The organism is Bradyrhizobium sp. Rc3b, assembly GCF_900114915.1.
GTDB lineage: Bacteria > Pseudomonadota > Alphaproteobacteria > Rhizobiales > Xanthobacteraceae > Bradyrhizobium.
In genome coordinates this window covers 1-24,746 of sequence record NZ_FOUS01000028.1, presented here as the reverse complement: position 1 = coordinate 24,746, position 24,746 = coordinate 1, and the positions used below count along the sequence as shown (strand labels likewise).

The window sequence follows — 24,746 nt, the reverse complement described above, 5'->3', positions numbered from 1 at the left end:
GCCCATCATGGATCGACCTCGTCGCGATTCGCGTCAACACAACGGAATCACGCTTGCCGGCTCGTCTCAACCGACTTTTGCAACAAAATCGGCCATAAGCGGACATGAGTTGCGCGAGCCTGGCCGCTTCACTTCAGCATCCGGACATCCGCCCTTGCGAGCACTAGTCCTTAAGCCCTTCTCATCAGCCTCAGCGAGGCCGCAAGGCGCAGACTGCGCTTGCCGGCGAGTGCGATGCCTTCGAGCTCACCGCTGTCCTCGTTGCAGGTCCCGGAGAAGCCGATCCCGACCTCATAGCCGCCGAACACGGGGTTCTCGCCTTTGGCCGGCGTGTGCTCCTGGTTGAGCATCTCTCCCTTCCAGCGGCCGTCTGCCGAAGAGTAAGAGCCGAGATAGTAGAAGAACGCATCGCCGCCGAGGATGCGGCCGTCGATCAGCAGCATGACGCCGGAGAGCCCAGCATCGACGCCGTCGAGCGCGCGCAGACCCATCCCGTAAAGCCCGTTGGCGATGCCGCCCTGCCCGATCGTGCCGCGTGGCGGCAGCGCCCCGTCATCGAGCCGCGTCAGGTTGGCCCAGAAACCGGCGCCCGGCATGGTGTCCGCGCCGCCCGTAAGACGGATCTGGTTGCCGTGCAGCCGGCCGCGTGCGCCGATCCTGGCGACGTCGGCGCCCATCAGCGGCTTGTAATGGGGATCCTCGTTATGCCGCTCGGTAATCACCTCGGCGACGATCTCGCCATCGCGCTCGACATAGGTGCCGAGATGCGCGAAGGCCGAATTGCCGCCCAGCATCTTGCCGTCATGCAGGCACATGATGCTGCGCCCGAACGCATCATTGACGCCGTATTCAACCTTGTAGAGTCCGTCCAGCAACGCAATGAACCCGCAAAATCGGAAAAGAATCGCGGGCTACCTAGCATTGCCGCCGCACCTCGGCCATCCGGCTTTTCCGCGCAGGGCCTTGCGGAACCTCCGCCGCCACGATGCCATCTTGCCCCTGATTTGCCCGACGGGTCAATCATTCATTTCGCTTAATCCGCAGGCGACGTTTTCGTTTGATCTGTTATTTCAAAGGCTTGGCTACTGTGCATGGGGTTGTTTTCGCGTTTTTTGCTTGCCGCGGGCTCATCAGGCGTCAGTGACGCTTGAAATACTGCACCTCGCGCTCGTGTTTCTCGGCGGCCGCACGGCTCCGGAAGGTCCCGAGGTTACGACGCTTGCCGGTCTTCGGATTCACCTTGCGTGAATAGAGGCGGTATTCGCCGGATGCCAGTTTGCGGATCATGATCGCGCTCCGTTGTGTCTTGAGATCAACGGCGTCCACGCGATTGAGGTTCCGTCGCGTGTGGCTCTGCTCAGAAGCACAGCGTGGTGACGAGCTTGCCCTGCTTGTCCTTGATCGCATAGGGGCAGCGCAGCCGCTCCAGCGCCTTCTTGGCGTCCTCGTCGCCGAGCGCTGTGGCGCGCTCGTAATAGGCCTTGGCGGCGTCCTTGTCCTTTGCGCCGCCGCGGCCGCCTTCCGCGAAGGCCCCCATTCGCTCCAGCGCGCCGGGATGGTTTTGCGCCGCCGCCTTCTCGAACAGCCCACGCGCCGCGACGTCGTCCTTCGCGCCGCCCGTGCCTTCGGAGAGCATCAGGCCGAGCTGGTACTGCGCCTCCGCATTGGTCTCGGCAGCCTTGCCGAGCAGCGCGCGCGCCTGCGCGGGATCGGCCGGCGCGGCGCCACCTGCGCCGCCGAGCGCAGCGAGGTTGCTGACGCCGCGGGGATTGCCTGATTGCGCCGCCTTCTCGAACAGTTTTCGCGCCTGCGCCTCGTCCTTGGCGATGCCGGAGCCGGTGCCATAGGCAACACCGAGCTCGACCATGGCGGCGCTTGATCCCTTGTCGGCGGCCTTGCGCCAGGCGGCGATCGCCTCCGCCGTCTGCCGGTTGGCGGCGTAGGCGCGGCCGAGCGCGAACATCGCACGGCGCGAGGACGGCGCGGCCTGCTTGCAGAACCTGATCGCCGTCGCGACGTCGGAGGCAGCGACCTCCGCGACGCCCCTCACGTCAGCCGGCTTGTCGGGGTCGCTGGGATCGGCCGCGACCCGGTCGCACAACACGAGATCGGCCGATTGCGCGCGCGCTGCCAAGGGCGCGGCGAGCACCAGGACGATGGCAAGGAGACAAGTCCGCATGGTCATCACGTTGCGTCCCCGCCCCGGCAAATTCAAGGCTCGAGTCCCGATTGGCGCAGGACGGGTACGACCTCGGGCGATGCCAGATAGCGCAGCAGCCGGTCCGCGGCGTCAGCATGCTTCGCCCCTGCCATGCGGCCGGCGGAGAACACCGCCGGTGTCTGCAGCTCGTGCGGGATCGGACCGACCACCTCGATGCCGCTAACCTGCTTCAGCTCGCTGATCTGCTGCACAGCGAGGTCGGCCTCGCCGCTGACGAGACGCTCTGCCGTAAACCCCTGCTCGACGATGGTGGCCTTGGCATTGATCTCGGCTGCGATCCCCATCCGCACGATCAGCTGGCCGAAGTAGACACCGCTCGCGCCCAGCCGCGAATAGGCGATGGACCGCGCTGCGAGCAGCGTCCTGCGCAGCGCCGCTTCGCTTCCGATATCGGGATGCGCCTGCCCTGCCCGCACGGCAATGCCGACATAGGAGCGCGCCAGGTCGGCCGCGCTCCCGGCGAGCACGCGGCCCTCCGCGATCACCTCGTCCAGCCCTTCGCGCGTGAGGATCACGAGATCGGCGGCCTCGCCGTCGCGCAGGCGCTTCAGCAAAGCGAGGGTCGGCGCGAAGTCGGCGTCGATACGGACGCCGGTTGCGGCCTCATACGCGGACGACAGGCTGCGCATCGCGCCCATCAGGCCGAGCGTCGAGAGCATGCGAAGGTTTTCCATGAGCGATTTCCGTCGCGATCAGGCGCGATGCATCAGCTTGAGCGCCGCGGTCAGGCGCAGGCTGCGCTTGCCGGCAAGCGCGGTCGCCTCCAGTACCGCCTCTTCCGCGTCGTAGCGGCCCGAGAAGCCGATACCGACCTCGTGGCCGCCGAAGATCGGGTCATCCTTGGCCGGCGTGTGCTCCTGGTTGAGAATCTGGCCCTTCCAGCGCCCGTTCGCGGCGGTGTAGCTGCCGAGATAGTAGAATGCCGCATCGCCGCCGAGGATGCGGCCCCGGTTCAGCAGCATCACGCCGGTAAGGCCGCCGTCGAGACCGTCGAGCATCCGCAGATGGATGGAGTAGAGACCGTCGGCGATGCCCCCTTCGCCGATGCCGCCGGCGATCGGCACCTCGTCTTCCGTGATCGGCGTCATCACCGATTGGAAGGGAATGCCGGGCAACTCCTTCAGTTCGCCCTTGAAGCGATAGAGATCGCCATCCGCCCAGCCCTTGGCGAGCAAGGTCGCATCATCGGTGCCCGCCATGGCGCGATAGTTCGGATCGGGGTTATGGCGGACGGTGCTGATCACGACGTCGACGCCGCTGTCGGTCTTCTCGTAGGTGCCGATATGGGCGAAGGCCGAATTGCCGCCGAGCATCTTGCCGTTGCCGGCATGCATCACGCTCCGGCCGACGGCGTCGCCGAGCTGAAATTTCACCTTGTAGAAGCCTTCAAACACCAGCCGTCCCCGGCCCTGCGCGCATCCTGCGGGCACTCTATCCCGCTTTGGGCCGACATGGACAGGCTTCACGCAACGCAACCCTGCTGCATCACGGGAATGGCTGTCATCAAGATGCTAAAAATCCGCCGGCGCCTTTCAGCTCCGGCGGATTGAAAGCCAACCCGGGCCAGCCCCCAGCCCGGGCCGGGAGGATCTTAGGCTGCGGCCTTCTTGTCGGCCGGCACGGAGGCGATCGTCTTCAGGATCTGCGAAGCGATCTGGTATGGGTCGCCTTGCGAATTCGGACGACGGTCTTCCAGATAGCCCTTGTAGCCGTTGTTGACGAAGGAGTGCGGCACGCGGATCGAAGCGCCGCGGTCGGCAACGCCGTAGCTGAACTTGTTCCACGGCGCGGTCTCGTGCTTGCCGGTCAGACGCTTGTCGTTGTCCGGGCCGTAGACGGCGATGTGGTCCATCAGGTTCTTGTCGAAGGCGGCCATCAGGGCCTCGAAATACTCCTTGCCGCCGACCGTGCGCATGTACTCGGTCGAGAAGTTGGCGTGCATGCCGGAGCCGTTCCAGTCGGTGTCGCCGAGCGGCTTGCAGTGGAATTCGATGTCGATGCCGTACTTTTCGGTGAGGCGCAGCATCAGATAGCGGGCCATCCACATCTGGTCAGCGGCGGTCTTGGAGCCCTTGCCGAAGATCTGGAATTCCCACTGGCCCTTGGCAACTTCCGCGTTGATGCCTTCATGGTTGATGCCGGCAGCGAGGCAAAGGTCGAGATGCTCTTCGACGATCTTGCGGGCGACGTCGCCGACGTTCGAGAAGCCGACGCCGGTGTAGTACGGGCCCTGCGGCGCCGGATAACCCGAGGTCGGGAAGCCGAGCGGACGGCCGTCCTTGTAGAAGAAGTATTCCTGCTCGAAGCCGAACCAGGCGCCGGCATCGTCGAGAATGGTGGCGCGCTTGTTGGAGGCGTGCGGGGTCTTGCCATCGGGCATCATGACTTCGCACATCACGAGCACGCCGTTGGTGCGCGCAGCGTCCGGGAAGACGGCGACCGGCTTCAGCACGCAATCGGAGCTGTGGCCTTCGGCCTGCTGGGTGGAGGAGCCATCGAAGCCCCAGAGCGGAAGCTGCTCGAGCGTCGGGAACGACGCGAATTCCTTGATCTGAGTTTTGCCGCGCAGGTTCGGAGTCGGCGTATATCCGTCGAGCCAGATGTACTCGAGCTTATACTTGGTCATTGAGCCTCTCTGTAGATGATGCGAAAGGTTGGGGGCCTGGCGGCCCCCGAACGTTTTGTACCCGGCCATCATCGGCCGGCCCCTTACAAGCATTTTACGTGCCAAAAGGCCGCAGCGCGGGAGGTTCTCCACCGCGCCTGCCCCCTGCCCGGTGTCCACGCGATGTCGAGGCGTCGTGCGTCATAGCGGCGCACCATTGCGTGTAGCTGCACCGCAAAAATCCCGCGAAAAACGCCCGATTCTGAAGCAGGCCGGCCCGCGCCGGAGGTTGCCGATGAAACGCGCATCAACGTCCAGCAATTTTCGCAAAGCTCCACGCCCCTCCCTAGCAACCTTTGGAATGGCCCAGCCGTTAGCCACCGACACCATGCCTTAGGGGATGCAGCAGGCCACATGCCTACAAATTGGGCGGAAACTGATTTCGTTTTCAGCACTTTGCAATTCGGGACGCGCGGCCGATATGGGGATTCCAGTAACCACAATCGAACGAGTCGGGCGCACCATGGAGGCCAAGGCGCTTCGACCAAGGAGAAATCGCAATGATGAACAATGGTCTGAGTCACGGATCGGCAACGATCTACCAATTCCCGGTCGGGGGCCGCGCGGCTCTCGCGGGACGCCGCTATGGCGAGACCCGCCTTCCTGCCGATCATGCTTCGCTTCCGGCGAATGTCTCGATCTGCAGCGACAGCTGGTACCACCAAGAGGCGGTCGACGACGCCAAGCCGAAATGGGATCGCTGATGCCTGTGGTTGGTTTGAAACCGCCGCGCTCTCGCAGGCGCCCGGCGGCAGCTCGAAAAGGGTCGAAACAGCGATGTTTCGGCCCTTTTTGATTCTCGGGTGAACCACGCCGTTCAGATCACCGCGCAGGCCGTCACCGGCCGCTTCAGATGCTTGACCGTGGTGGCCCCGGTCTTGCCGATGGTCAGCGTGATACCCGCCCCCGAATAGCGTTTCCCGGCGACCGACAGCCGCTTGGCGAGCGTGACCGGCTCGCCGTCGATCTGAAGAAAGGCCCGCTTGTCGGCGTCATAAAATGCAACGATGAACTGCGTACCATCGGCGCAGCGATAGGTCTGGAACGTCTGCGCTTCAGTCTGCCGCGCACTGGTCATTCCAGCTGCCAGCATGGCGGTCGTCAAAAGAATGGCCTTGTGCCGGCCCATGATCGCCCCCTGTAATAGCTTTCAAGGACGCCCCTCGTGCGTCCAATGGAACCATAACCGAAGCCGATCCCATGTCAGATTCCCCCGCCCGTCACCTCGCCTTGCAAGGCGCCAGCAATTTTCGCGATCTCGGCGGCTACCCGACCATCGATGGCCGCACCACGCGCTGGCGGCACATCTTCCGCTCCAACCATCTCGGCCAGCTCACCGCTGCCGATATCGAGATCGTCAGGGCGCTGGGAGTGCGAAGCGCTTTCGATTTCCGTGGGGTTGAGGAGCGCGCGGCCGGTGTCTGCGTCGTCAGCGAGATCACGGTGCATTCGCTGCCGATCGAGCCGAGCGTCGTGGCTGCGCTGCGGACTGAACTCGCGAGAGGCACGCTGACGGCACCGGTCGCGCTGGAGCTCATGCGCGAATCTTATCGCAACTACGTTCGCTACCACACGAACAGCTTTCGCAACCTGTTCGGCCATCTCCTCGAAGATCGCGCGCCGCTGGTGATTCACTGCACGGCGGGCAAGGACCGCACCGGCTTTGCCAGCGCGCTGATCCTGCATGCGCTCGGCGTACCCGATGAAATCATCGCCGAGGACTACCTGCTCACCAACCAGCATTACAAGCGCGATGCGACGGCCGCCTTCGACCTGCCGGAGGACGTACGCAATGCCATCGGGAGCGTCGAAGCCTCGTACCTTGCCGCTGCATTCGAAGCCATCGGCAGTGAATATGGCGATCTCGAAACCTATCTGCGCGACGCCCTCAAGCTTGGCACGGCGGAGCGAGCCGCGCTGCAGGCGCGCTATCTGCAAGCATAGACAGCCGTGCCCGGAGAACGATGATGCAAGACAAGGTCCTGATCGTGACAGGCGCACACGGCGCGCTCGGCAAGGTGGTTGCGGAGATCGCACGATCGCGCGGCGCGCGCGTGGCCGGCATCGATCACGCGCCATCGCAGATTCCCGCAAAGCCCGAGAGCATCGAGATCGGCGGCGTCGACCTCTCCGACGCGGCCCAGGCGAAGACGGCGGTTGACGCGGCGGCCAAGCATTTCGGCCGGCTCGATGCGCTGATCAACATCGCCGGCGGCTTCGCTTTCGAAACCGTGGGCGATGGCGACGTCAAGACCTGGCAGCGCATGTACGCGCTGAACGTCCTCACCGCGCTCAACACCTCGCGCGCGGCGCTGCCGCATCTCGCAGCGTCCAGGGCCGGCCGCATCGTCAATATCGGCGCCATGGGCGCGCTGCAGGCAGGCTCCGGCATGGGTCCCTATGCGGCCTCGAAAGCGGGTGTGCATCGGCTTACCGAGTCGCTGGCCAGCGAGTGGAAAGGCAAGGTCACGGTGAATGCCGTGCTGCCGTCGATCATCGACACTGCCGCCAACCGCGCCGATATGCCGAAGGCGGATTTCTCCAAATGGGTGACGCCGCGGGAACTCGCCGAGGTCATCCTCTTCCTGGCCGGCGACGCCGCAAGCGGCGTCACCGGCGCGCTGATCCCGGTCGGAGGACGGGTGTAAACGCGTTGCGTTCGGATCCTCCTGCGCGGGAGCTCTGATTCAATCGGACCCCAGAACGCTCTAGACTGCCCGCAACTGATTCTCCGACCGGACGTCCCCTTGGAAACTACGCTCTACCTGCCCGTCAAACGCTTCCTCGAAGAGCTCGGCTTCACCGTGAAAGGCGAGATCGGCGGCTGTGATCTCGTGGGCCTCAGCGCCGGCGATCCGCCCGTGGTGGTGATTGGCGAACTCAAGCTCGCCTTCAATCTCGAGCTGATCCTCCAGGCGGTCGACCGCGCGCCGGCCGGCGACGAGGTCTGGATCGCGGCCAAGATGTCGATCCGGGGCAAGGGGCGCGAGAGCGACGCGCGCTATCGCAATCTCTGCCGCCGTCTCGGCTTCGGCATGCTCGGCGTGACCGACCGCGGCCAGGTCGAGGTGCTGGTGAAGCCGCCGACCGCAGCGCCCCGCCGCGAGCCGAAAGTGCGGTCGCGCCTCGTTGCCGAACACCAGCGCCGCCAGGGCGATCCCGTGCTCGGCGGCAGCACGCGCGCCCCGATCATGACGGCCTATCGGCAGCAGGCTCTGGCCTGCGCCTCAGCGCTCGCCGACGGGCCGCGGCCCGTGCGCGAATTGCGCGAGCGCTGCCCTGACGCCGGCAAGATCTTGCTTAACAATGTGTATGGCTGGTTCGAACGGGCCGACCGGGGAATCTACGGGCTCACCGAGGCCGGGCATGCCGCCCTGAAGCGCTGGCCGCAACAACGGATCGAAATCGATGCCGGTGTCGCGTCACCGCCCTGACACCCCGACCGGTGCATAGCTGAGATGCCATACCAATTTCATATTGCAATGCAACATTTGGGGCACTAGGTATCCCGGCATCAAAACGAGGCCGTTATGAGCGCAGACTGGAATACCAAATATGGCACGCGGCGCGTGCGCCACGATCCGCCCACCCTGGACGAGGCGATCTTCGCCGCCATCGGCATTACCGACGATCATGAGCAGCAGGCCGAGATCGCCGCAGCCTTGATGGGGATGCCGCTCGATGTCGTGCAGGCCGAAGTGAAGAAGCAGGCGCGCACCAATAGCCGCATCACCGCCACCCGCGTGATCGCCGGCGAACAGGGCGCACAGCGCTCCGTGGTGGTCGAACGCCGCGTCGTCCGCCGTTTCGGCAACGACAAGCGCACCGGCACCTGAGCGTTCATTTCGCGCCCCAGAATACGAAAGCGGACCGGCCACGCCGGTCCGCTTTTTGATTCAGTCCGCTATTTGAGGTCAGGCGGCGCGATTGTCGTACATGCTGGAGATGATCTTCCAGCAGGTCGAGTTGAGGCTGAGCAAAGCGCGGCCAGCCCTGAACGGCGAGGCCGCGAGATCGGCAAGTTCGGCCTCAGGCGTCTTGGCGAGGTCGATAGTGCCAGTCGATTCGCCGTGGCGGAAAGCCAGATGCGCGCCGAACTTCCTGGCGAGCGCCCGCATGGCGTGATTCTCGGCGCCCGTGGTGATGCGCAGGCTCTTATAGCCTTTCCAGCGCGCTTCAGCGATCAGGCGGCTGAACAAGACCGTGCCGACGCCCTGGCGGCGCGCGGAGGCTTCCACACTGAAGGCAACTTCAGGCAGCGAACCATCTTCCGGCGGATGCAGCTCGGCAGCACCACGGACCACGCCGTCGACGATATAGGCGACGATCACGGTGCCGTCCTCGGCGCAGCGGGCGGCGTAACGCTCGATAAATGAGTCGTCGAGAAAGCCGTTGAAACGGTCGTGTCGGCTTCCGGCATCGAGTCTGAGCAGATGATCGCGCAGGAGCGGCAATTCTTCCTGCTGGCTCAAGGTCCGCACATAGCCCGGAACGGACGGCGCGCGAACGGTGTCTTCAAGTACCACGTCAAAACTCCTCTTGGTGTCCCTCGAGGAGGCGTTCGAATCCCTAGGCCCCCTATATTGTGCATCGCACCATTCTTTTCAAGGAGGGAACCTGCCTAACTTAGCGGCATCGGGAACAACTAATTCGTTAACAAAATCAAGGCGCCGTAGTCTTACAGAACCAGCTGAGTCTGGGTCACCACCGCCACTAGCTTGCCATCCTCGGTTTCCAGCCGCGTGGTCCAGACCTGGGTCTTTCGGCCCCGATGAACCGGGGTCGCCGTGGCAATCACCGTGGTTCCCTCCTTGGCCCCGCCGATGAAATTGGTCTTGCTCTCCAGCGTGGTCGTGCCCTTGGCGTCTTCAGGCAGATTGATCACGGTCGCGGCCGCACCGACGGAATCGGCCAGTGCCATCACCGCGCCGCCATGGATAGTGTGGTGCAGCGTGCAGAGATCGGGGCGGACCGTCATCCGCGCCACCACGCGGTCCTTCCCGGCCTCGACGAACTCGACGCCCTTGAGCTCGGCGAACGGCATCTTCATCGCTTTAAGTTTCTCGAGCGGCGTCATCAAAAGTCCTCCCAATCGATTGTTGTCCCAGCGTGAATTGCTTCGGGCGGCAAAGCAATGACGTCTGAGGTAATGGCCGCCGTGACATCGCCCCGCATTTGCGCATATGAAACGCCATGCGCCGCTTCCCGCCACGCCGCATCGTCTGCCTGACCGAAGAGACGGTCGAAACGCTCTACCTGCTTGGCGAGCAGGACCGCATCGTCGGCGTCTCCGGCTACGCGGTTCGTCCGCCACAGGTGCGGCGCGAGAAGCCACGGGTGTCAGCCTTTGTCTCCGCGGACATCCCGAAAATCCTGACGCTGGAACCGGACCTCGTGCTGGCCTTCTCCGATCTCCAAGCCGGCATCGTCGCCGATCTGGTCCGCGCAGGCATCGACGTCCACGTCTTCAACCAGCGCGACATCGCCGGGATTCTTGCGATGATCCGGACGCTCGGCGCGCTGGTCGGCGCGACGGAACGCGCGGCGGAACTTGCGCAAGGTCTTGAGCGGCGCTTGGCCGCGATTGCCGCGACACCCCGCCCCTCGCCGCGGCCGAGAGTTTATTTCGAGGAATGGGATGACCCGCTGATCTCCGGGATCGGCTGGGTGTCCGAGTTGATCGAGATCGCCGGTGGTGAGGATGTGTTTCCGGAGCTGCGCCATCGGCAGGCCGCGAAGGATCGCATCGTCTCGGCGGAGGCAGTACGCAAGACCGCGCCCGATGTCATTCTCGCATCATGGTGCGGCAAGAAGGTCGTGCCGGCCCGCATCAAGCAGCGTGAGGGTTGGAGTGAAATTCCGGCCGTCCGCGACAACCGCATCGTCGAGATCAAGTCGCCGATCATCCTCCAGCCTGGACCGGCCGCACTTACGGATGGGCTTGAAGCGATCGTGACGACGTTGTGGGGACAGGACTCGAAACTGCCTACCCCGTCATATTGAGGTGCGAGGTATGGGACGCAACGCGTCCCATGGGGAGCCTCGAAGGATGAACGGCCCCGATGGAGCCGGGCCGTCGCCCTTCGAGGCTCGCCCAGCGACGCTTCGCGCCGCCAGGCTCGCGCCTCAGGGTGACGGGGATTTTCACGTCACCGCATTCACCACCTGATATTCCGGCTGCCGCCAGATCTCGCCCGCGATCACCTCCTCGATGATCGCGGCCGCCCGGACGATCTCGCTCTCGCCAATGTACAGCGGCGTAATCCCGAACCGCATGATGTCAGGCGCGCGGAAGTCGCCGATGACGCCGCGGGCGATCAGGGCTTGCATCGCTGCGTAGCCGCCATCGAAGGCGAAGGAAACTTGCGAGCCGCGGCGCTCATGGGCGAGCGGGGTAACGAGCTTCAGAGACGGACATCGGCGCTCGACTTCGGCGATCAGCAAGTCACCGAGCGCCAACGAACGCGCACGGACCTCTGCCATTTCGACGCGGTCCCAGATGTCGAGCGAGGCCTCCAGCGCCGCCATTGCCAGCACCGGGGGTGTGCCGACGCGCATACGCTCGACGCCACCTGCGGCCGCATAGCCAAGCTCAAATGCGAACGGCTTTGCGTGGCCCATCCAACCCGACAGCGCGGCGCGCGCGCTGTCGGCATGGCGCGGGGCGACGTAGAGGAACGCTGGCGCGCCGGGGCCGGCGTTGAGATATTTGTAGGTGCACCCCGCCGCGAAATCGGCGCCGCAGCCGGCAAGATCGACCGGCAGCGCGCCGGCGGAATGCGCGAGATCCCAGACCGTGACGATGCCGAGCGCATGCGCCTTTGCGGTGAGCTTCGCCATGTCGTGACGCCGGCCGGTGCGGTAATCGACCTCTGTGATGTAGAGCACCGCGATCTCGTCCGAGAGTGCGGCGTCGATCTCCTCCGGCGCCACCAGACGCAATTGATGGCCGCGCCCGAGCGTGGCGATCAGACCTTCGGCCATGTAGAGGTCGGTCGGGAAATTGCCGGTGTCGGACAGGACGACCTTGCGGGACGCGTTCATGTCGAGCGCAGCAGCCAGCGCCTGATAGACCTTGAGTGACAACGTATCACCCACCATCACCGAGCCGGCTTCCGCGCCGATCAGTCGCGCGATGCGATCGCCGACGTGGCGCGGCTGGGCGTACCAGCCGGCGGTGTTCCAGGCCCGGATCAACTCATTGCCCCACTCGGTCGTGATGACGCGGTTGACGCGCTCGGCCACGCCCGCCGGCAGCGCGCCGAGCGAATTGCCGTCGAGATAGATCACGCCGTCAGGCAGATGGAACAGCGCTTTGGTGTCGTCATAGACGCGATATCTGGTCATAGACATTTCTTTGGGCATTTCTACAGAATGGTGCGGACGCGCCAGAGTTCGGGGAATAGTTCGACCTCCAGCATGCGCTTGAGATAGCTGACGCCCCCAGTGCCGCCGGTGCCGCGCTTGAAGCCGATGACGCGCTCGACCGTCGTCACGTGGTTGAAGCGCCAGCGGCGGAAGTAATCCTCGAAATCGACCAGCTTCTCAGCCAGCTCGTAGAGCATCCAATGCGTCTCCGGCGCCTCGTAGACGACGCGCCACGCCTGCAGCACGCCTTCGTTGAAGCTGTGGGTCTCGCGAACATCGCGCGCGAGCACCGCCGCCGGCATCTTCAGCCCGTTGCGGTCGGCGAGCCTGAGCACTTCGTCATAGAGGCTTGGGGTCGCAAGCTCGGCTTCCAGCAGTTTCGTCGTCTCCACGTCGTGCGCGTGCGGCTTGAGCATGGCGTGGTTGCGGTTGCCGAGCAGGAATTCGATCAGCCGGTATTGGCGCGACTGGAAACCGGAGGACTGTCCGAGCTGCGAGCGGAAGCGCGTATACTCGCTCGGCGTCATCGTGCGCAGAACGTCCCAGGCGTTGTTGAGCTGCTCGAAGATCCGCGACATCCGCGCCAGCATCTTCATGGCGGGCTGCACCTCGTCCCCAGCGATGGCACGGCGTGCGGCGCTCAGTTCGTGGATGGCCAGGCGCATCCACAGCTCCGTGGTCTGATGCTGGATGATGAACAGCATCTCGTCATGCGCTTCCGACAACGGATGCTGCGCGCCCAGGATCGCATCCAGCGCCAGGTAGTCGCCGTACGACATCCGCCGGGCGAAATCGGTCTCGGCGCCTTCTCTCGTGGGATCGTAATCGCTGGACGTCATGGACAGGCCCTTTCGATCGATCTTCCCCGGCTTTGCTCAGTCGAGCCCGATCAGGCGCGCGGTGATCGGCGATGACGGATCCTTCAGTCCGTCGATCACGGTAAAATGGTTCAGCCCGGGATCGACGACGAGCCGGGTCGGCACGTCGAAGCCGGTCCAGACATTGGCCATCAGATCGGACTGGCGGATGAATTCCGGCCGCTCGCTGCCGCCGACCCAGGCGGTGACGGGTGAATGCCCGCGTGGCAGATGCAGGGCCGCGCTTTCGAGCGTCGCCTCCTCCATCGTCATGCGCAGCGTCTCGTTCATCTTCGTCTTGAGCAGCGGACGCAAATCATGCAGGCCGCTGATCGAGAGCGTGCCGGCGATGCGGTTATAGACAACGGGCTCCAGCCGGCTGTCGTCGCACAGCATGCGCGTGACGAGATGGCCGCCAGCGGAGTGGCCGGCGAGCCGGATCGGCCCGGGGACGAGCGAGGCCGCCTTGGCGATCGCCTCAGCGATCTCGGTGGTGATGTCGCAGATCCGTGCGGCCGGCGTCAGCGTGTAGCTCGGCAACGCCACCGCCCAGCCATGGTGGCGCGCGCCTGCGGCGAGATCGGTCCAGGTCGATTTGTCGAAGCGCATCCAGTAGCCGCCGTGGACAAAGACGACGAGGCCCTTGCTGTCGCCGTCGGGCAGGATCAGGTCGAGGCGCTGACGCACGCCGGCCCCATAGGCGATGTCGGCGCGAAAGTCCTTCAGCCCGGCGCGGTAAGCCGCCGCCCGCTCCGCCCATTGTCCAGGCATCTTGTCCGAGCCGGGGATATGGGCCGAATTGGCGTAAGCATCATCCCAATCGCGCATTGTCGCTCCCAAGGACTCGTCCACAAACCGGACGCCAGTCTGCCACCGGGAGGCCCGGCAGCCTAGTCTTTCTTTTAAGCTTAAAGGATTTGGATCAGTGCGTGTTTCGGGCGGATCGCGCTCCAGCCGAGAGCCGTAGGGTGGGCAAAGCGGAGCGTGCCCACGATCTTTATCATGTCGGGGAAAACTGGTGGGCACGGCGCAAGGGCGCCTTTGCCCACCCTACGAAAGCAGCGATGGGGCGACGACTACCCCTTCTCCACCCCGCACCATTCCGCGATGAACAACGCCATCGCCTTGGTCGTCTTCTTCAGCGACTCCAGCTCGACATATTCGTTGAAGCCGTGCATCTCGCCGCCGCTGGCGCCAAAGCACAGGCTGGGGATGCCGTGATTGAGGCCATAAAATCGGGTGTCGGTGAGCGCGGTGAAGACCAGATCCTCAGGCGTGCCGCCGTAGACTTTGCCGAACGCCTTGCCGAACGCGGCTTCCGGTGCCGCCGCGTCGGTCAGCTCATAGCCCTCCGACAGGAAGCCCGACCATTCAATCTCCGGCGGATTGTTGGCGAGGAAGCGGTGGTTGCGCGCGGCAGCGGCGACGCAGGCCGTGATCTCCTTCTGGTGATCGGCAATCGACCAGCCCGGCAGCACCGCGATCCGGCAATCGACATCGCACCAGGCCGGCACGCTGGAGGCCCAATCACCACCCTTGATGATGCCGGGGTTGAAGTTGATGGGATGGTTCAGCGTCTTGAAGTGCCTGTCAGCCTTGGCCCGCTCGTTCCACTCGATCTCGAGCTTTTGCAGCGCCTGGATCAAATGATAGGCGGCCATGATCGCGTTCGCGCCGGAGCCGGCAAAGGCGACATGGGTCGGGTGCCCCTTCACCCGCAGGCGAAACCAGATCACGCCGACCTGCGAGCGCACCATCTTGCCGCCGGTCGGCTCCGGAATGAAGCAGGCGTCCGCGCGATAGCCGCGCTGCAGCGTCGACAGCGCACCAACGCCGGTGCTCTCCTCCTCGATCACCGACTGGAAATGGATCCGCGCCGTCGGCTTGAGACCGGCGGCCTTGATCGCATCGAGCGCATAGAGCGCACCGATGGTGCCCGACTTCATGTCGCAGGCTCCGCGGCCAAACATCTTGCCGTCCTTGATGACGGGCGAGAACGGCGGCGTGTCCCACAGTTCCAGGGGGCCGGCGGGCACCACGTCGCAGTGGCCCTGCAGGATCAGCGATTTGCCGCCATTCGTTTGCGGACGGTAGGTGCCCACCACCGAACGCGCCTTGGAGAAGTCATGCTCGATCGGACCGAAGCCGCGCAGATCCTTGAGGTCGTCGACATCGATGTGCCAGTCGTCGACCTCGTAGCCGCGCGCGCGCAGGAGGTCGCCGATCATGTCCTGGCACGGCCCCTCCGCCCCGCGGGTCGAAGGGATTGCGACAAAATCGCGTGTGGTGGCGAGCTGGGCCTCGAAGCCGGCATCGACGGCGTCAAGAATCCTCTGCTGCGTTTCGGCATTCATCAGGCAACTCCCGGCATTCCAATGGTTCCTAAGGAGCGCGCAAGCTAGCCGATTTCAGCCGTTCGGGTACTCCACAAAATAAGCATCCCGCAATGCATCTTCGAGCAGGCGGCCTTCCGAATAGCCATTCAGCGTCGCAGGCCGGCTGACGCCGTCGAGCAGGCGCGGGCATGGCTCCGGCGCGCCGAGCACGGTGCGCACCGGGATGCGCTCGGCATAGATCGGCAGCGCATAGTCCTCGTCGTCGTCAGCAACACCCTTGGCGCGGACCTTGGCCGAGGCTTCCTCGATCTCCATCGCGATGAAGGAGGTCGCCTTGATCTCCTGCGTGTTGCTGGCCCGCAGGCTCGCCGTGCGGTCCGGGAAGAAGCGGTCGACCATCGCGATCACCGCGCGCTCCTTCTCCTCGGGGTCGGTGACGAGATAGGCGGTGCCGAACGCCATCACCGCACGGTAATCGGCGGAGTGATTGAAGCCGCAGCGCGCGAGCACGAGGCTGTCGAGATGGGCGACCGTGAGACACACGCGCTCGCCTTTGGTCTGGCTGCGCAGCATCCGGCTCGCGCTCGATCCGTGCCAGTACAGCTTGGTGCCCTCGCGCCAGAAGAACGTCGGCGTGCAATAGGGCTGGCCGTCGATCACGTAGGAGACGTGGCACAGCATCGAGGAATCCAGGATGCGATGAACCGTGGCGTGGTCGTAGAAGCCGCGGTCGTGCCGGCGCTTCACCTGGTTGCGCACTGAGGTCGGATAGGAATTCGAGGTCTCGGTCTGGCTCACGGCCGCTCCTGCTCGGATTGGAAGAAATCTGGAAGCAGTTGTAGCGGCGCATTTGGTCTGCGATAGTTCCAATTCCATGCGAAATATTCCGACCAATTCTCTCCCCGCACCGGCCAAGCCTTCCTTGCCGACAAAGGCCGAACTGCCGCTCGACCTCACCGGACCGCATGTCACGCCAGGCGCCTCCGCCGCACACCGGCTCTACCAGGCGCTGTGCGAGATGATCGTCTCCGGCCTCGTCAAGCCCGGCGAGCCGCTGCCGCCGTCGCGCACGCTGGCCAAGCAGACCGGCTTTCGGCGCAACGCTGTCGTCATCGCCTATGAGCGCCTGATCACCGACGGCTTCGCCGAGGCGACCGTCGGCTCCGGAACGTTCGTCGCCGCGCGCATTCCTGCGCGCACGGCCGAGCCGAACAAGCCGAAGGTCATTGTCGAAACGCCGGGGCAAGGCGCGTTCGCGCTCGGCTGCACCCATATCGACGAGCGGGCGCTGCAGCGCTTCCGCGCCTTCGTCGGCCGCCGCATGCGCGCATTTGGGCCCGAGCACCTGCACTATGGCGATCCCCGCGGCAGCCGCGAGCTGCGCGCGGCAATCGCCGATCACCTGTTGTCGGCGCGAGGCCTGCGCTGCGACCCCGATCAGATCATGCTCACATCAGGCACGCTGCATGCGCTGCGCATCGTGCTGAGCGCGATCCTGAAGCCGAACGACCAGGTCTGGTGCGAGGACCCTGGTTACCCCGTCGCGCGAAAAACCATCGCGCATTGCGGCTATCGCGCCGTGCCGGTTCCGGTCGACGAGCACGGGATGCAGGTCGCCAAGGGACGCTCTGCCGGCCCCAACGCGCGCGCGGCCTATGTCACGCCGTCGCACCAGTTTCCGCTGGGCGTGCAGATGTCGATGCCGCGGCGGCTCGAGCTTCTTGACTGGGCCAAGCAGGCCGGCGCTTTCGTGCTGGAGGACGATTACGACAGCGAGTTTCGCTATGACGGCGCACCGCTGATGTCGCTCGCCGGCATCGATCGCCTCCAGCGCGTGATCTACCTCGGCACGTTCGCCAAGACGCTGTTTCCCGGCCTGCGCATCGGCTATTGCGCCCTGCCCGAACGTCTGATCGAGGACGTGACGGCTGCGCGCGCGGCGCTCGACCGATTCCCCGGCACGCTGATGGAAGGCGCGGTGGCCGACATGCTCAATTCGGGCGCCTTCGCCGCAAACCTCAAGCGCGTGCGAAAACTCTATCGCGACGCCCGCGATGCGCTGGCCGAAACGCTGGAAACCGCATCCGATGGCGCGCTGTTGGTACCGGTGCCATCGCAAGGCCTGCATCTCGTCGCCCGGTTCGATCCCTCGGTCGACCTGGCGGTGGCAGCGCGGGCCAAGCAGGCGGCCGGCGCGGAAGGCTGGCTATTGGCCGACACCTATTCGCGCGCGCCCCCTCTGCCCGGCTTCGTGCTGGGATTTTCCGGCCATGCGGTTCCACAGCTCGTCGCCTCCGCCGAACGGCTCGCGCGGAAATCGCGCGCCGCGCTGCGCACGAGGAACAGATCGGCCCGGCGGCCCTGACAAAGGTTCACTATCAGAATCGCGAGCCCGTCCTTACATTGCGGTATCAATGCCGGGATCTTTCACCATGCTTTTCCGCCGTGCAGCTTGCCTCTCGCTCCTGATCTCCGCCGCGCTCGTGACGACGGCGCACGCCGTCACGGTCGGACGCGAGCAGGACATTACCGATCTGAAGCTGGGCCAGCGCGTGCAGGTGGATGACGGAACCTGTCCCGCCGGACAGGTCAAGGAAGTCCGCGGAACAAAGATGACCGACAAGGGCGTCGCGCGCACCGCCGCCTGCGTGCCGCGCTACGGTCCGAAGACGAAATAGTTACTGCTTGGCCGGATCGAACATGCACTGCAAGGTCGGCTTGGCGATCTTGGTGAAGGTCGGGCCGATCTCACCCTGCTTGGACGCCGGCACCCAGTCGGTCTCGATGGTGGGCACGCCGGTCTCGCTGATGCCGCGCAACAGCGCTTCGCGCAGATCGCGGTCCTCGACGGCGGCTGCGGCATGATCGTGCAGGCAGCCGCAGACTTCCTCGGGATGTTCCCACCGGCCGAGCATCCGCGGCGCACATTGGCGCACGAACTCAGTGCGGGGATCCGGTAACCTTGATGGCGCACGCACCTGCGCCTGGGCGGCATTGATCGTCAGAACGGACACGAAGGCAGCGGCGCAAAATCGAACGATCATGATGGCCTTTATCGGCTGATTTTCCCTGTTATCGATTAGAAGCGCGCGGCAACCACGATCGGCTGCGACGTCGTGGGGGTGATCGGCGAGCCGCTGTACTGGAAGGTGCCGACACCGGGGAGATTGCCGTCCGGCGCGCCCGCGAACGAAGAGCCGGCGATCACGAAACCGAAGGCAAGGATGAAGCTCAGCGCGCGCATGGTCTTGTCTCCGAATTCGTGGCCGGCGGTGCGCCGTTCGTCGTTGTGAAGCTGATAACCATGGGCGGTTTCGCGCGTGATGCGCCAAAAGCGCAAAATGGTTTCATCTTGCGTGAGAATTGTTTCGTCCGATCCGGGACGACGACACAATTCTCCAAAAAGACCAATCATTTCAGGTAGGTCTCGCCGCAGCTCAAAGTCGCCTGCCAAGTTCCGTTTGCGATGCGCGAACACACCGGGCGCTGCCGCCGTCATGCTCCCGCCTCACCCGATTCACACGCATTTTACGTTTTTCTGCTGAATGGAGCGGCAAACGAGGGCTGGGTCGAACCGAGGTCACATCGGCTGCGACCCAAGCCATCGAAGCCAGGACGCCCGGATCACCGGGCGCGTTCACTTGAGGGATGGCCATTATGGCGGCGCAAGATCGCGCAATGCCGCGCGAGGCGGACCAACGGACGGACCGCGGAGATCAACAGTCGAATCGCGTCGCCGCAGCCGGCGCAATGTCGTTGCAGTCTGGCCGCGGCTTTGAAGCCGCGCCACAAGCGTTCGTGCGGCTGACCGGCTCGCACCTTGTCAAACCGCGGGCCAGTCGCGCTGAGTGAAACGCTGACGCGTCACTGAGTGAACGCAAGCGCGTCACTGCGTGAAGAACTCGCCGCACTTCTGGACATTTGCGTCCGCCGGTCCCCACGGCATGATCGGCACGGTCGAGGTCGAGTTCTTCGGCGAGCCCTCGATCAGCCTGTCCGAATAGACCATGTAGACCAGCACGTTGCGCTTGGTGTCACAGCCGCGCACGATCTGCATCTTCTTGAAGAACAGCGAGCGGCGCTGGCGAAACATGTCGTCGCCCTGCTCCATCTTGCTCTTGAACTTGATCGGGCCGACCTGGCGGCACGCCAGTGAGATATCCGAGACCTCCTCGGCAAGGCCCAGCCAGCCCTTGAAGCCGCCCTTTTCCGGCACGGTGAAATGACAGGCGACGCCCTCGACTTCGGGATCGTCGAGACCATAGGTCGCAAGCTTGTCGTTCGGGCTCATCCATTTGAACACGGTGGACCGGCGAAAGATCAGATCGGGCTCGTCGGCGGCCGAAGCGGACGCCGCCGGCACGACCAGGGCCAGGAGGAAGAAAGCAAAGCCTTTCAAGTGGATGCTGGAAAGACCGAGGAAACGAGATGACATGAAGTTCTCCGGTAACAAGTCGCCACAATGTAGGCATGTGGCAGCCGCTCAGGAAGACGACGGACAGACGGGCGCGGCCGCCGTTTACCGCTCCGTGAGGCTTTTTTGCTACGGCTTGGACAAATGTAGCTGATGGCAGAACCGCCTTGCTGGTGAACGCGTATTCCCTCTGCGAGACTAACGTCTGATTTGGATTATGGATTCGAGGATGAACAGCGTGAACGGGTCGGGTTTTTCTGCCAAGCCGGCGCGACTGTGGCAGGTCGCCATTTTGACGGCGGCGGGTGTGATCGGCGCGACCAGCCAGGCAGACGCAGCATATTATTATTGGACGGATTATTCCGACGGGTCCTATTACGCCCGGCCCGACCGGCGTCCCGAAATACCGCGCCAGAAGCCGCAGAAGCGCGGCGCTGCCGTCAAGAAGGAAGCTGTCGCCGGGAAGGAAGCCGGGACCAAGCCACAAGGGCCGCTGGTCATCGTCGTCTCGATCGACCGGCAGAAGGTCACGGTCTACGACACCAACGGCGTGTTCGCGGAATCTCCGGTGTCGACAGGCATGAAGGGACATTCGACGCCGATGGGTGTGTTCAGCGTCATCCAGAAGCACAAATTCCACCACTCCAACATCTATAGCGGCGCGCCGATGCCGTACATGCAGCGGATCACCTGGTCCGGCGTTGCCATGCATGCCGGCGTGCTGCCGGGCTATCCGGCTTCGCATGGCTGCATCCGGATGCCGATGGCGTTCGCGGTGAAGATGTGGAACTGGACCAGGATGGGCGCGCGCGTCATCGTCGCGCCCGGCGAGATGACGCCGCATAGCTTCTCCCATCCCCTGCTCGCCTCCGTGCGCATGCCGCCGCAGCCTGCGGCCAGCCTCGAGCCGCAGACCAATATCGGCGACAAGGCCGACAAGGGCGCCGCGCTGACCAAAGCCGCCGAGACCAAAACTGCCAGCGCCGACAGCGTGCTCGAGCTGCGCACGTCCGTCGGACACGTCGTGATGTCGGATGTGACCACGGGCAATGCGTCAGCCCGCGAGGAAGCCGCCGTGCCGGCCGACAAGACCAAGACGGCCGAGGCACCTCAATCGGAGGAAGCCGCCAAGCCGGCTAGCGACGACAAGCCGGCTGCCGACAAGGTCGAAGCTATCAAGACCGAGCCGGCCAAGACGGAAGCCGCGGACTCCGCGAAGACACCCGATGCGCCGGCCAGTGCAGCTGCGCTCGCCGCCTCGCCCGACGCGAAGAAGGATGACGGCCGCGTTGCCGAACCGGCGCCGGCCGCCAAGCCGGAAGCGCCCAAGCGGGCCGGCCAGATCGCCGTCTTCATCAGCCGCAAGGATTCCAAGCTCTACGTGCGGCAGAATTTTGCGCCGCTGTTCGAGGTCCCAGTCACGATCGCCACGAGCGACCGTCCGCTCGGCACGCACATCTTCACCGCCGAGCTCGACAAGACCGATTCCAATGCGCTGCGTTGGTCGGTGGTGTCGCTGCCGGTCTCCGCCCGTTCCGCGGCCCGCGAGGACGACAGCCGCCTCACGCGCCGCAAGGGTGGCGCTGCGGTGATCCCCGTCGCCGCCAAGCCTGTGCCTGCCAAGCCCGTGGTCACGCCGGACAGCCCGGCCGCGGCCCTCGACCGCATCTCGATCCCCGCCGACACCATGGCGAAGATCAACGAGATGCTGACATCAGGCGGCTCGATCATCATCTCGGACCAGGGCCTCAACCAGGGCGAGACCGGCGAAGGCACCGATTTCATCGTCCGCCTGTACTGACCTGTTTCACGGCGCCCCGATAACGCGGTGTTGACGAGGCAGGTCGCACCGGCAGAGTAACATGCGGCCCGGATCATTTCGGGGGACGCCGTCATGATGAATCGCAGAACCATGCTCACCGCGGCGCTTGCAGGCATGCTCGCGCCGGCAACACGCGCGCTCGCCGATGGCGGCATGAGCCGGATCTCGGCCTATGCCTTCTCCTTCCCCGCTTTGTCCGGTGACGACATCCGCCTTGCCGCTTTCACCGGCAAGCCACTGCTGGTGGTCAACACCGCCTCGCTCTGTGGCTACACGCCGCAATATGCCGGCCTGCAGGAGATATGGAACGAGTTTCGCGCGCGCGGGCTCACCGTGATCGGCGTGCCCTCCAACGATTTCGGCGGCCAGGAGCCGGGCGGCACTAGCGAGATCACGGAGACCGCGCACCACCAATATGGTGTTACCTTCCCGGTCGCGGCCAAGGCGAACGTCGTCGGCGCGAAGGCGCATCCCTTCTACAAATGGGCCGCCGACGCACGGCCGCGGGAAGTTCCGCGCTGGAACTTCCACAAATACCTGATCGGCCGCGACGGTTATATCGCCGAGGTCTTTCCGTCCACGGTCGAACCCGCTGACACGCGGATCAAGACGGCCATTGCCAGGACGCTGGCCGACAGTTGACGCGGGGCGCCCCAATCCGGCTGGGCACAATTGTGGCGGGATGCCAAACAGCCGTTGCAATGGCGATGGCCCACCATCTAGGCTAGGATCGTTTGGGGCAGGATGGGTTTTGCTCGCGGCGAAAAAGCCGCGGCGGAACAACGGGATCAATCTCGAGGACAACACCATGCGTGTGGCGGCAGGACTGATTTTGGCAAGCGCAATGTCGGTTGCGATGACCGGCGCAGCATGGTCGCAGACCCCGGCCGCAAAGCCCGCGGCTGCGACGCAAGCCGCACCCACGGCGACGCCGGCCGCGGCCGCGCCTGCTGCGGCTCCGCCAGCAGCTCCCGCGGCAGCCGCCGCGCCGGCAGGCTTCGTCAATCCGCCTCCGCCCAAGCAGGCGCCGCAGCCGGCCCGCGCGGCCTGCAACACGCCGGGCGCGCTCGGTGTCGCCCGCACCGTCGAGATCGATACCACGGGCGGTCCCGGCTTCGGCTTCGAGCACTTCAAGGACCTCGACTTCCTGCGCGACAAGGAGGTGGTGCTGACCTTCGACGATGGCCCCTGGCCGAAGAACACGCCCGCCGTGCTGAAGGCGCTCGCCGACGAATGCACCACCGGCATCTTCTTCTCGATCGGCAAGCACGCGACCTATGAGCCGGAGATCCTGAAGCAGGTCTACAACGCCGGCCACACCGTCGGCACCCACACCTGGTCACACGCCAATCTCAACAACAAGAAGCTCACCGAAGCGCAGCGCAAGGAAGAGATCGAGAAGGGCCTGTCCGCGGTGAAGTGGGCGCTCGGCGGCATCTCGCCCTCGCCGTTCTTCCGCTTCCCGGCGCTTCAGCATCCGCCGGAGATGGTCACCTATCTCGGCAACCGCAACACCGCGATCTTCTCCTGCGATATCGACTCCTTCGACTTCAAGGCTTCAAAGCCCGAGAAGGTGGTCGAGACCGTGATGAAGAAGCTCGACACCAAGGGCAAGGGCATCATTCTGATGCACGACTTCCAGAAGCACACCGCGGAAGCCCTGCCCGAGCTGCTCAAGCGCCTGAAGGCCGGCGGCTACAAGGTGGTGGCGATGCGCGCCAAATTCCCGGCCTCGTCGCTGCCCGAATACGACCAGGAGCTGCTCAAGGACGCCAAGCTGCCGACGGTGAGCCAGCGCCCGGTCAATTCCGTGGTGACGACCGTTTCCGAATAGACGGCCATTGTCTTTCCGTATCGAAGGCTACGTCATCGTCTCAGCGGACGGCATGCTCGCCGACGCCGGCCACGTCATGCCCGACAGCCTGAAGTTCGACGGCGACAAGCTGTTCTTCGAGCAGGCGCTCGATCGCGCCGCGCTGATCGTGCATGGCCGCCACTCGCATGAGCAGCAGCCGAACTCGCCGAAGCGCAAGCGGCTGATCCTGACCCGCAAGATCAAGGCGCTCACCGTCGATCCGGAGATGCCGAACGCGACGCTGTGGAATCCGGAACAGGCGAGCTTCGAGGAGGCCTGTGCCTTTGCCGATGTCGCCTCCGGCATGGTCGCCATCATCGGCGGCCCAGCCGTGTTCGAGATGTTCATGGGCCGCTACGATACGTTCTGGCTGTCGGAAGCCCCGCATGTGCGCCTGCCCGGCGGCGAAGGCTGTTTCGTCGGCGTGCCGGCACGGACGCCGCAGCAGGTGCTGGCGTCGCACGGCCTGAAGCCGGGCACACCGTATCTGCTCGATGCGGCGCATGACGTGAACGTGACACCCTGGCGCCGAACGTAGGCCCTCAGACGTCCCCGTACGCCGCTTCGGCCGGACGCGTGGTGCGGCCGTATCCCATGATCATGAACAAGGCGCCGATGATCGAGAGATTCTTCAGCGCGTCGACCACCATCTTCGCGTTGTCGGGCGGCGCCTGGTTCCAGAAATCGTCGAACAGCACGGTCGCGACCGCGACGTAGATGATCAGCAGCATCGCGAAGAACCGCGCGCCGAAATTCAGTGCGATCATCAGCCCCGCGATGATCTCGAGCGCGCCAACGGCGATCGCCAGCAGCTGCGGCGTGGTCATGGCGGTGGCCGTCTCCACCTGCTTGGCGTAGGGCGCGACGATGTCGGGCACCACGACCTTGGTGGCGATGAAGTCGGCGGTCGCCTGAATGGCAAAGAGCTTGGTCGCGCCCGTGTAGATGAACAGCACGGCGAACAGGATTCGCCCGAAAGTCACGAACGCTGGCATGATCGGCCTCTTGGCAAAGCGCTAAGCACGGAACGCGTGAGGATTATGAAGAGTCGCGCGCCGCTTTACAAACGGGGAAATGGCGAACTGAAAGTAATTCAAGATTTGCGGCCTCTTCCCTTCTCCCCTTGTGGGCCTGTTGCGTTATCGGCTTTTGAGGTTGAGGACAGCAGGAGAAGGGCCGTGGTTACGGCAATTGCTAGCCAAGTCTGT

30 protein-coding genes are annotated in these 24,746 nt (G+C 64.6%); 12 read left to right on the top strand and 18 right to left on the bottom strand.

The window, feature by feature from the left end:
- Positions 1-170: 170 nt before the first annotated feature.
- The 6 genes from BM190_RS38280 to BM190_RS38255 form a co-directional block, all read right to left on the bottom strand.
- Positions 171-875 (bottom strand): hypothetical protein, encoded by a 705-nt coding sequence (locus tag BM190_RS38280; RefSeq protein WP_092263027.1) that lies wholly within the window; start codon positions 873-875, stop codon positions 171-173.
- A 262-nt stretch (positions 876-1,137) separates the two neighbouring features.
- The gene (locus BM190_RS38275; protein ID WP_007591825.1) at positions 1,138-1,287 is read right to left on the bottom strand and encodes a hypothetical protein; all 150 of its coding nucleotides are present in this window, start codon (positions 1,285-1,287) and stop codon (positions 1,138-1,140) included.
- A gap of 70 nt (positions 1,288-1,357) precedes the next feature.
- Complete coding sequence (locus BM190_RS38270; protein ID WP_177237533.1) at positions 1,358-2,179, bottom strand: tetratricopeptide repeat protein; 822 nt, start codon at positions 2,177-2,179, stop codon at positions 1,358-1,360.
- Positions 2,180-2,211: 32 nt separating this feature from the next.
- Positions 2,212-2,895, bottom strand: a complete 684-nt coding sequence (locus BM190_RS38265) for a substrate-binding domain-containing protein (protein ID WP_092263022.1) — start codon at positions 2,893-2,895, stop codon at positions 2,212-2,214.
- A gap of 18 nt (positions 2,896-2,913) precedes the next feature.
- Positions 2,914-3,615, bottom strand: a complete 702-nt coding sequence (locus BM190_RS38260) for a GrlR family regulatory protein (RefSeq protein WP_092263019.1) — start codon at positions 3,613-3,615, stop codon at positions 2,914-2,916.
- A gap of 197 nt (positions 3,616-3,812) precedes the next feature.
- Entirely contained in the window at positions 3,813-4,847 is a 1,035-nt protein-coding gene (locus BM190_RS38255) for a glutamine synthetase beta-grasp domain-containing protein (protein ID WP_018317482.1), read from the bottom strand.
- Between the two features lie 539 nt (positions 4,848-5,386).
- On the opposite strand from BM190_RS38255, the gene BM190_RS38245 reads away from it, so the two are divergent.
- On the top strand, positions 5,387-5,590 hold the full coding sequence (locus BM190_RS38245) for a DUF2735 domain-containing protein (RefSeq protein WP_018317483.1): 204 nt from the start codon (positions 5,387-5,389) through the stop codon (positions 5,588-5,590).
- 113 nt (positions 5,591-5,703) lie between these two features.
- On the opposite strand, the gene BM190_RS38240 is transcribed toward BM190_RS38245, so the two are convergent.
- Positions 5,704-6,015 carry an MliC family protein gene (locus BM190_RS38240; protein WP_092263016.1) on the bottom strand — a complete coding sequence of 104 codons (312 nt, stop codon included), beginning with the start codon at positions 6,013-6,015 and terminating at the stop codon, positions 5,704-5,706.
- 71 nt (positions 6,016-6,086) lie between these two features.
- Between BM190_RS38240 and BM190_RS38235 the strand changes: the two genes are divergently transcribed.
- The 4 genes from BM190_RS38235 to BM190_RS38220 all read left to right on the top strand — a co-directional run bounded on the left by BM190_RS38235 (position 6,087) and on the right by BM190_RS38220 (position 8,722).
- Positions 6,087-6,830: a tyrosine-protein phosphatase gene (locus BM190_RS38235; RefSeq protein ID WP_092263013.1), complete on the top strand. Its 744-nt coding sequence runs from the start codon at positions 6,087-6,089 to the stop codon at positions 6,828-6,830.
- Positions 6,831-6,853: 23 nt separating this feature from the next.
- Positions 6,854-7,534 (top strand): SDR family oxidoreductase, encoded by a 681-nt coding sequence (locus BM190_RS38230; RefSeq protein WP_092263038.1) that lies wholly within the window; start codon positions 6,854-6,856, stop codon positions 7,532-7,534.
- A gap of 99 nt (positions 7,535-7,633) precedes the next feature.
- A complete protein-coding gene (locus tag BM190_RS38225; protein ID WP_092263010.1) occupies positions 7,634-8,320 on the top strand; it encodes a DUF2161 domain-containing phosphodiesterase in 687 nt (228 codons plus the stop codon).
- A gap of 96 nt (positions 8,321-8,416) precedes the next feature.
- Positions 8,417-8,722, top strand: a complete 306-nt coding sequence (locus BM190_RS38220; RefSeq protein ID WP_018317488.1) for a hypothetical protein — start codon at positions 8,417-8,419, stop codon at positions 8,720-8,722.
- Positions 8,723-8,800: 78 nt separating this feature from the next.
- Here the strand turns inward: BM190_RS38220 and BM190_RS38215 are convergent, their stop codons facing one another.
- Both BM190_RS38215 and BM190_RS38210 read right to left on the bottom strand, forming a co-directional pair.
- Positions 8,801-9,412, bottom strand: coding sequence for a GNAT family N-acetyltransferase (locus tag BM190_RS38215; RefSeq protein WP_018317489.1), 612 nt, complete (start codon positions 9,410-9,412; stop codon positions 8,801-8,803).
- A gap of 152 nt (positions 9,413-9,564) precedes the next feature.
- A complete protein-coding gene (locus tag BM190_RS38210) occupies positions 9,565-9,963 on the bottom strand; it encodes a PaaI family thioesterase (RefSeq protein WP_092263008.1) in 399 nt (132 codons plus the stop codon).
- 116 nt (positions 9,964-10,079) lie between these two features.
- Between BM190_RS38210 and BM190_RS38205 the strand changes: the two genes are divergently transcribed.
- Positions 10,080-10,889 (top strand): cobalamin-binding protein, encoded by an 810-nt coding sequence (locus BM190_RS38205; protein ID WP_092263005.1) that lies wholly within the window; start codon positions 10,080-10,082, stop codon positions 10,887-10,889.
- Between the two features lie 141 nt (positions 10,890-11,030).
- Here the strand turns inward: BM190_RS38205 and kynU are convergent, their stop codons facing one another.
- The 5 genes from kynU to BM190_RS38180 form a co-directional block, all read right to left on the bottom strand.
- Entirely contained in the window at positions 11,031-12,233 is a 1,203-nt protein-coding gene (gene kynU, locus BM190_RS38200; protein ID WP_177237532.1) for a kynureninase, read from the bottom strand.
- 20 nt (positions 12,234-12,253) lie between these two features.
- Complete coding sequence (kynA, locus tag BM190_RS38195) at positions 12,254-13,093, bottom strand: tryptophan 2,3-dioxygenase (RefSeq protein ID WP_018317492.1); 840 nt, start codon at positions 13,091-13,093, stop codon at positions 12,254-12,256.
- A gap of 36 nt (positions 13,094-13,129) precedes the next feature.
- Positions 13,130-13,939: a hormone-sensitive lipase gene (locus BM190_RS38190; RefSeq protein WP_092263001.1), complete on the bottom strand. Its 810-nt coding sequence runs from the start codon at positions 13,937-13,939 to the stop codon at positions 13,130-13,132.
- Between the two features lie 248 nt (positions 13,940-14,187).
- Entirely contained in the window at positions 14,188-15,465 is a 1,278-nt protein-coding gene (locus tag BM190_RS38185; protein ID WP_092262999.1) for an ArgE/DapE family deacylase, read from the bottom strand.
- A gap of 54 nt (positions 15,466-15,519) precedes the next feature.
- The gene (locus tag BM190_RS38180; RefSeq protein ID WP_028144959.1) at positions 15,520-16,245 is read right to left on the bottom strand and encodes a pyridoxamine 5'-phosphate oxidase family protein; all 726 of its coding nucleotides are present in this window, start codon (positions 16,243-16,245) and stop codon (positions 15,520-15,522) included.
- A gap of 76 nt (positions 16,246-16,321) precedes the next feature.
- On the opposite strand from BM190_RS38180, the gene pdxR reads away from it, so the two are divergent.
- Both pdxR and BM190_RS38170 read left to right on the top strand, forming a co-directional pair.
- Positions 16,322-17,812 carry a MocR-like pyridoxine biosynthesis transcription factor PdxR gene (gene pdxR, locus BM190_RS38175; protein ID WP_092262997.1) on the top strand — a complete coding sequence of 497 codons (1,491 nt, stop codon included), beginning with the start codon at positions 16,322-16,324 and terminating at the stop codon, positions 17,810-17,812.
- Between the two features lie 67 nt (positions 17,813-17,879).
- Positions 17,880-18,125, top strand: a complete 246-nt coding sequence (locus BM190_RS38170; protein WP_018317497.1) for a DUF6719 family protein — start codon at positions 17,880-17,882, stop codon at positions 18,123-18,125.
- Here BM190_RS38170 and BM190_RS38165 read toward each other — a convergent pair whose 3' ends face one another.
- The 3 genes from BM190_RS38165 to BM190_RS38150 form a co-directional block, all read right to left on the bottom strand.
- Positions 18,126-18,491: a hypothetical protein gene (locus tag BM190_RS38165; protein ID WP_018317498.1), complete on the bottom strand. Its 366-nt coding sequence runs from the start codon at positions 18,489-18,491 to the stop codon at positions 18,126-18,128. It abuts the gene before it with no gap.
- A 35-nt stretch (positions 18,492-18,526) separates the two neighbouring features.
- Complete coding sequence (locus tag BM190_RS40120) at positions 18,527-18,946, bottom strand: hypothetical protein (protein ID WP_143109182.1); 420 nt, start codon at positions 18,944-18,946, stop codon at positions 18,527-18,529.
- Between the two features lie 387 nt (positions 18,947-19,333).
- Positions 19,334-19,882 (bottom strand): CreA family protein, encoded by a 549-nt coding sequence (locus BM190_RS38150; protein WP_092262992.1) that lies wholly within the window; start codon positions 19,880-19,882, stop codon positions 19,334-19,336.
- A gap of 208 nt (positions 19,883-20,090) precedes the next feature.
- Between BM190_RS38150 and BM190_RS38145 the strand changes: the two genes are divergently transcribed.
- The 4 genes from BM190_RS38145 to BM190_RS38130 all read left to right on the top strand — a co-directional run bounded on the left by BM190_RS38145 (position 20,091) and on the right by BM190_RS38130 (position 24,076).
- A complete protein-coding gene (locus BM190_RS38145; protein WP_177237531.1) occupies positions 20,091-21,662 on the top strand; it encodes a L,D-transpeptidase in 1,572 nt (523 codons plus the stop codon).
- Positions 21,663-21,755: 93 nt separating this feature from the next.
- Entirely contained in the window at positions 21,756-22,325 is a 570-nt protein-coding gene (locus tag BM190_RS38140; protein WP_092262987.1) for a glutathione peroxidase, read from the top strand.
- 166 nt (positions 22,326-22,491) lie between these two features.
- Positions 22,492-23,517: a polysaccharide deacetylase family protein gene (locus tag BM190_RS38135; RefSeq protein ID WP_092263031.1), complete on the top strand. Its 1,026-nt coding sequence runs from the start codon at positions 22,492-22,494 to the stop codon at positions 23,515-23,517.
- Between the two features lie 7 nt (positions 23,518-23,524).
- The gene (locus BM190_RS38130) at positions 23,525-24,076 is read left to right on the top strand and encodes a dihydrofolate reductase family protein (RefSeq protein WP_177237530.1); all 552 of its coding nucleotides are present in this window, start codon (positions 23,525-23,527) and stop codon (positions 24,074-24,076) included.
- 4 nt (positions 24,077-24,080) lie between these two features.
- Here BM190_RS38130 and BM190_RS38125 read toward each other — a convergent pair whose 3' ends face one another.
- A complete protein-coding gene (locus tag BM190_RS38125) occupies positions 24,081-24,533 on the bottom strand; it encodes a DoxX family protein (protein ID WP_018317505.1) in 453 nt (150 codons plus the stop codon).
- Positions 24,534-24,746: the final 213 nt, after the last annotated feature.

Bases quoted from the DNA above. Each gene is read 5' to 3' on its own strand.
- BM190_RS38275 (WP_007591825.1), bottom strand. From the start codon at position 1,287: ATGATCCGCAAACTGGCATCCGGCGAATACCGCCTCTATTCACGCAAG.
- BM190_RS38270 (WP_177237533.1), bottom strand. From the start codon at position 2,179: ATGCGGACTTGTCTCCTTGCCATCGTCCTGGTGCTCGCCGCGCCCTTG.
- BM190_RS38265 (WP_092263022.1), bottom strand. From the start codon at position 2,895: ATGGAAAACCTTCGCATGCTCTCGACGCTCGGCCTGATGGGCGCGATG.
- BM190_RS38255 (WP_018317482.1), bottom strand. From the start codon at position 4,847: ATGACCAAGTATAAGCTCGAGTACATCTGGCTCGACGGATATACGCCG.
- BM190_RS38245 (WP_018317483.1), top strand. From the start codon at position 5,387: ATGATGAACAATGGTCTGAGTCACGGATCGGCAACGATCTACCAATTC.
- BM190_RS38240 (WP_092263016.1), bottom strand. From the start codon at position 6,015: ATGGGCCGGCACAAGGCCATTCTTTTGACGACCGCCATGCTGGCAGCT.
- BM190_RS38235 (WP_092263013.1), top strand. From the start codon at position 6,087: ATGTCAGATTCCCCCGCCCGTCACCTCGCCTTGCAAGGCGCCAGCAAT.
- BM190_RS38230 (WP_092263038.1), top strand. From the start codon at position 6,854: ATGCAAGACAAGGTCCTGATCGTGACAGGCGCACACGGCGCGCTCGGC.
- BM190_RS38220 (WP_018317488.1), top strand. From the start codon at position 8,417: ATGAGCGCAGACTGGAATACCAAATATGGCACGCGGCGCGTGCGCCAC.
- BM190_RS38210 (WP_092263008.1), bottom strand. From the start codon at position 9,963: ATGACGCCGCTCGAGAAACTTAAAGCGATGAAGATGCCGTTCGCCGAG.
- BM190_RS38205 (WP_092263005.1), top strand. From the start codon at position 10,080: ATGCGCCGCTTCCCGCCACGCCGCATCGTCTGCCTGACCGAAGAGACG.
- kynU (WP_177237532.1), bottom strand. From the start codon at position 12,233: ATGACCAGATATCGCGTCTATGACGACACCAAAGCGCTGTTCCATCTG.
- kynA (WP_018317492.1), bottom strand. From the start codon at position 13,093: ATGACGTCCAGCGATTACGATCCCACGAGAGAAGGCGCCGAGACCGAT.
- BM190_RS38190 (WP_092263001.1), bottom strand. From the start codon at position 13,939: ATGCGCGATTGGGATGATGCTTACGCCAATTCGGCCCATATCCCCGGC.
- BM190_RS38185 (WP_092262999.1), bottom strand. From the start codon at position 15,465: ATGAATGCCGAAACGCAGCAGAGGATTCTTGACGCCGTCGATGCCGGC.
- pdxR (WP_092262997.1), top strand. From the start codon at position 16,322: ATGCGAAATATTCCGACCAATTCTCTCCCCGCACCGGCCAAGCCTTCC.
- BM190_RS38170 (WP_018317497.1), top strand. From the start codon at position 17,880: ATGCTTTTCCGCCGTGCAGCTTGCCTCTCGCTCCTGATCTCCGCCGCG.
- BM190_RS38165 (WP_018317498.1), bottom strand. From the start codon at position 18,491: ATGATCGTTCGATTTTGCGCCGCTGCCTTCGTGTCCGTTCTGACGATC.
- BM190_RS40120 (WP_143109182.1), bottom strand. From the start codon at position 18,946: ATGACGGCGGCAGCGCCCGGTGTGTTCGCGCATCGCAAACGGAACTTG.
- BM190_RS38150 (WP_092262992.1), bottom strand. From the start codon at position 19,882: ATGTCATCTCGTTTCCTCGGTCTTTCCAGCATCCACTTGAAAGGCTTT.
- BM190_RS38145 (WP_177237531.1), top strand. From the start codon at position 20,091: ATGAACAGCGTGAACGGGTCGGGTTTTTCTGCCAAGCCGGCGCGACTG.
- BM190_RS38140 (WP_092262987.1), top strand. From the start codon at position 21,756: ATGATGAATCGCAGAACCATGCTCACCGCGGCGCTTGCAGGCATGCTC.
- BM190_RS38135 (WP_092263031.1), top strand. From the start codon at position 22,492: ATGCGTGTGGCGGCAGGACTGATTTTGGCAAGCGCAATGTCGGTTGCG.
- BM190_RS38125 (WP_018317505.1), bottom strand. From the start codon at position 24,533: ATGCCAGCGTTCGTGACTTTCGGGCGAATCCTGTTCGCCGTGCTGTTC.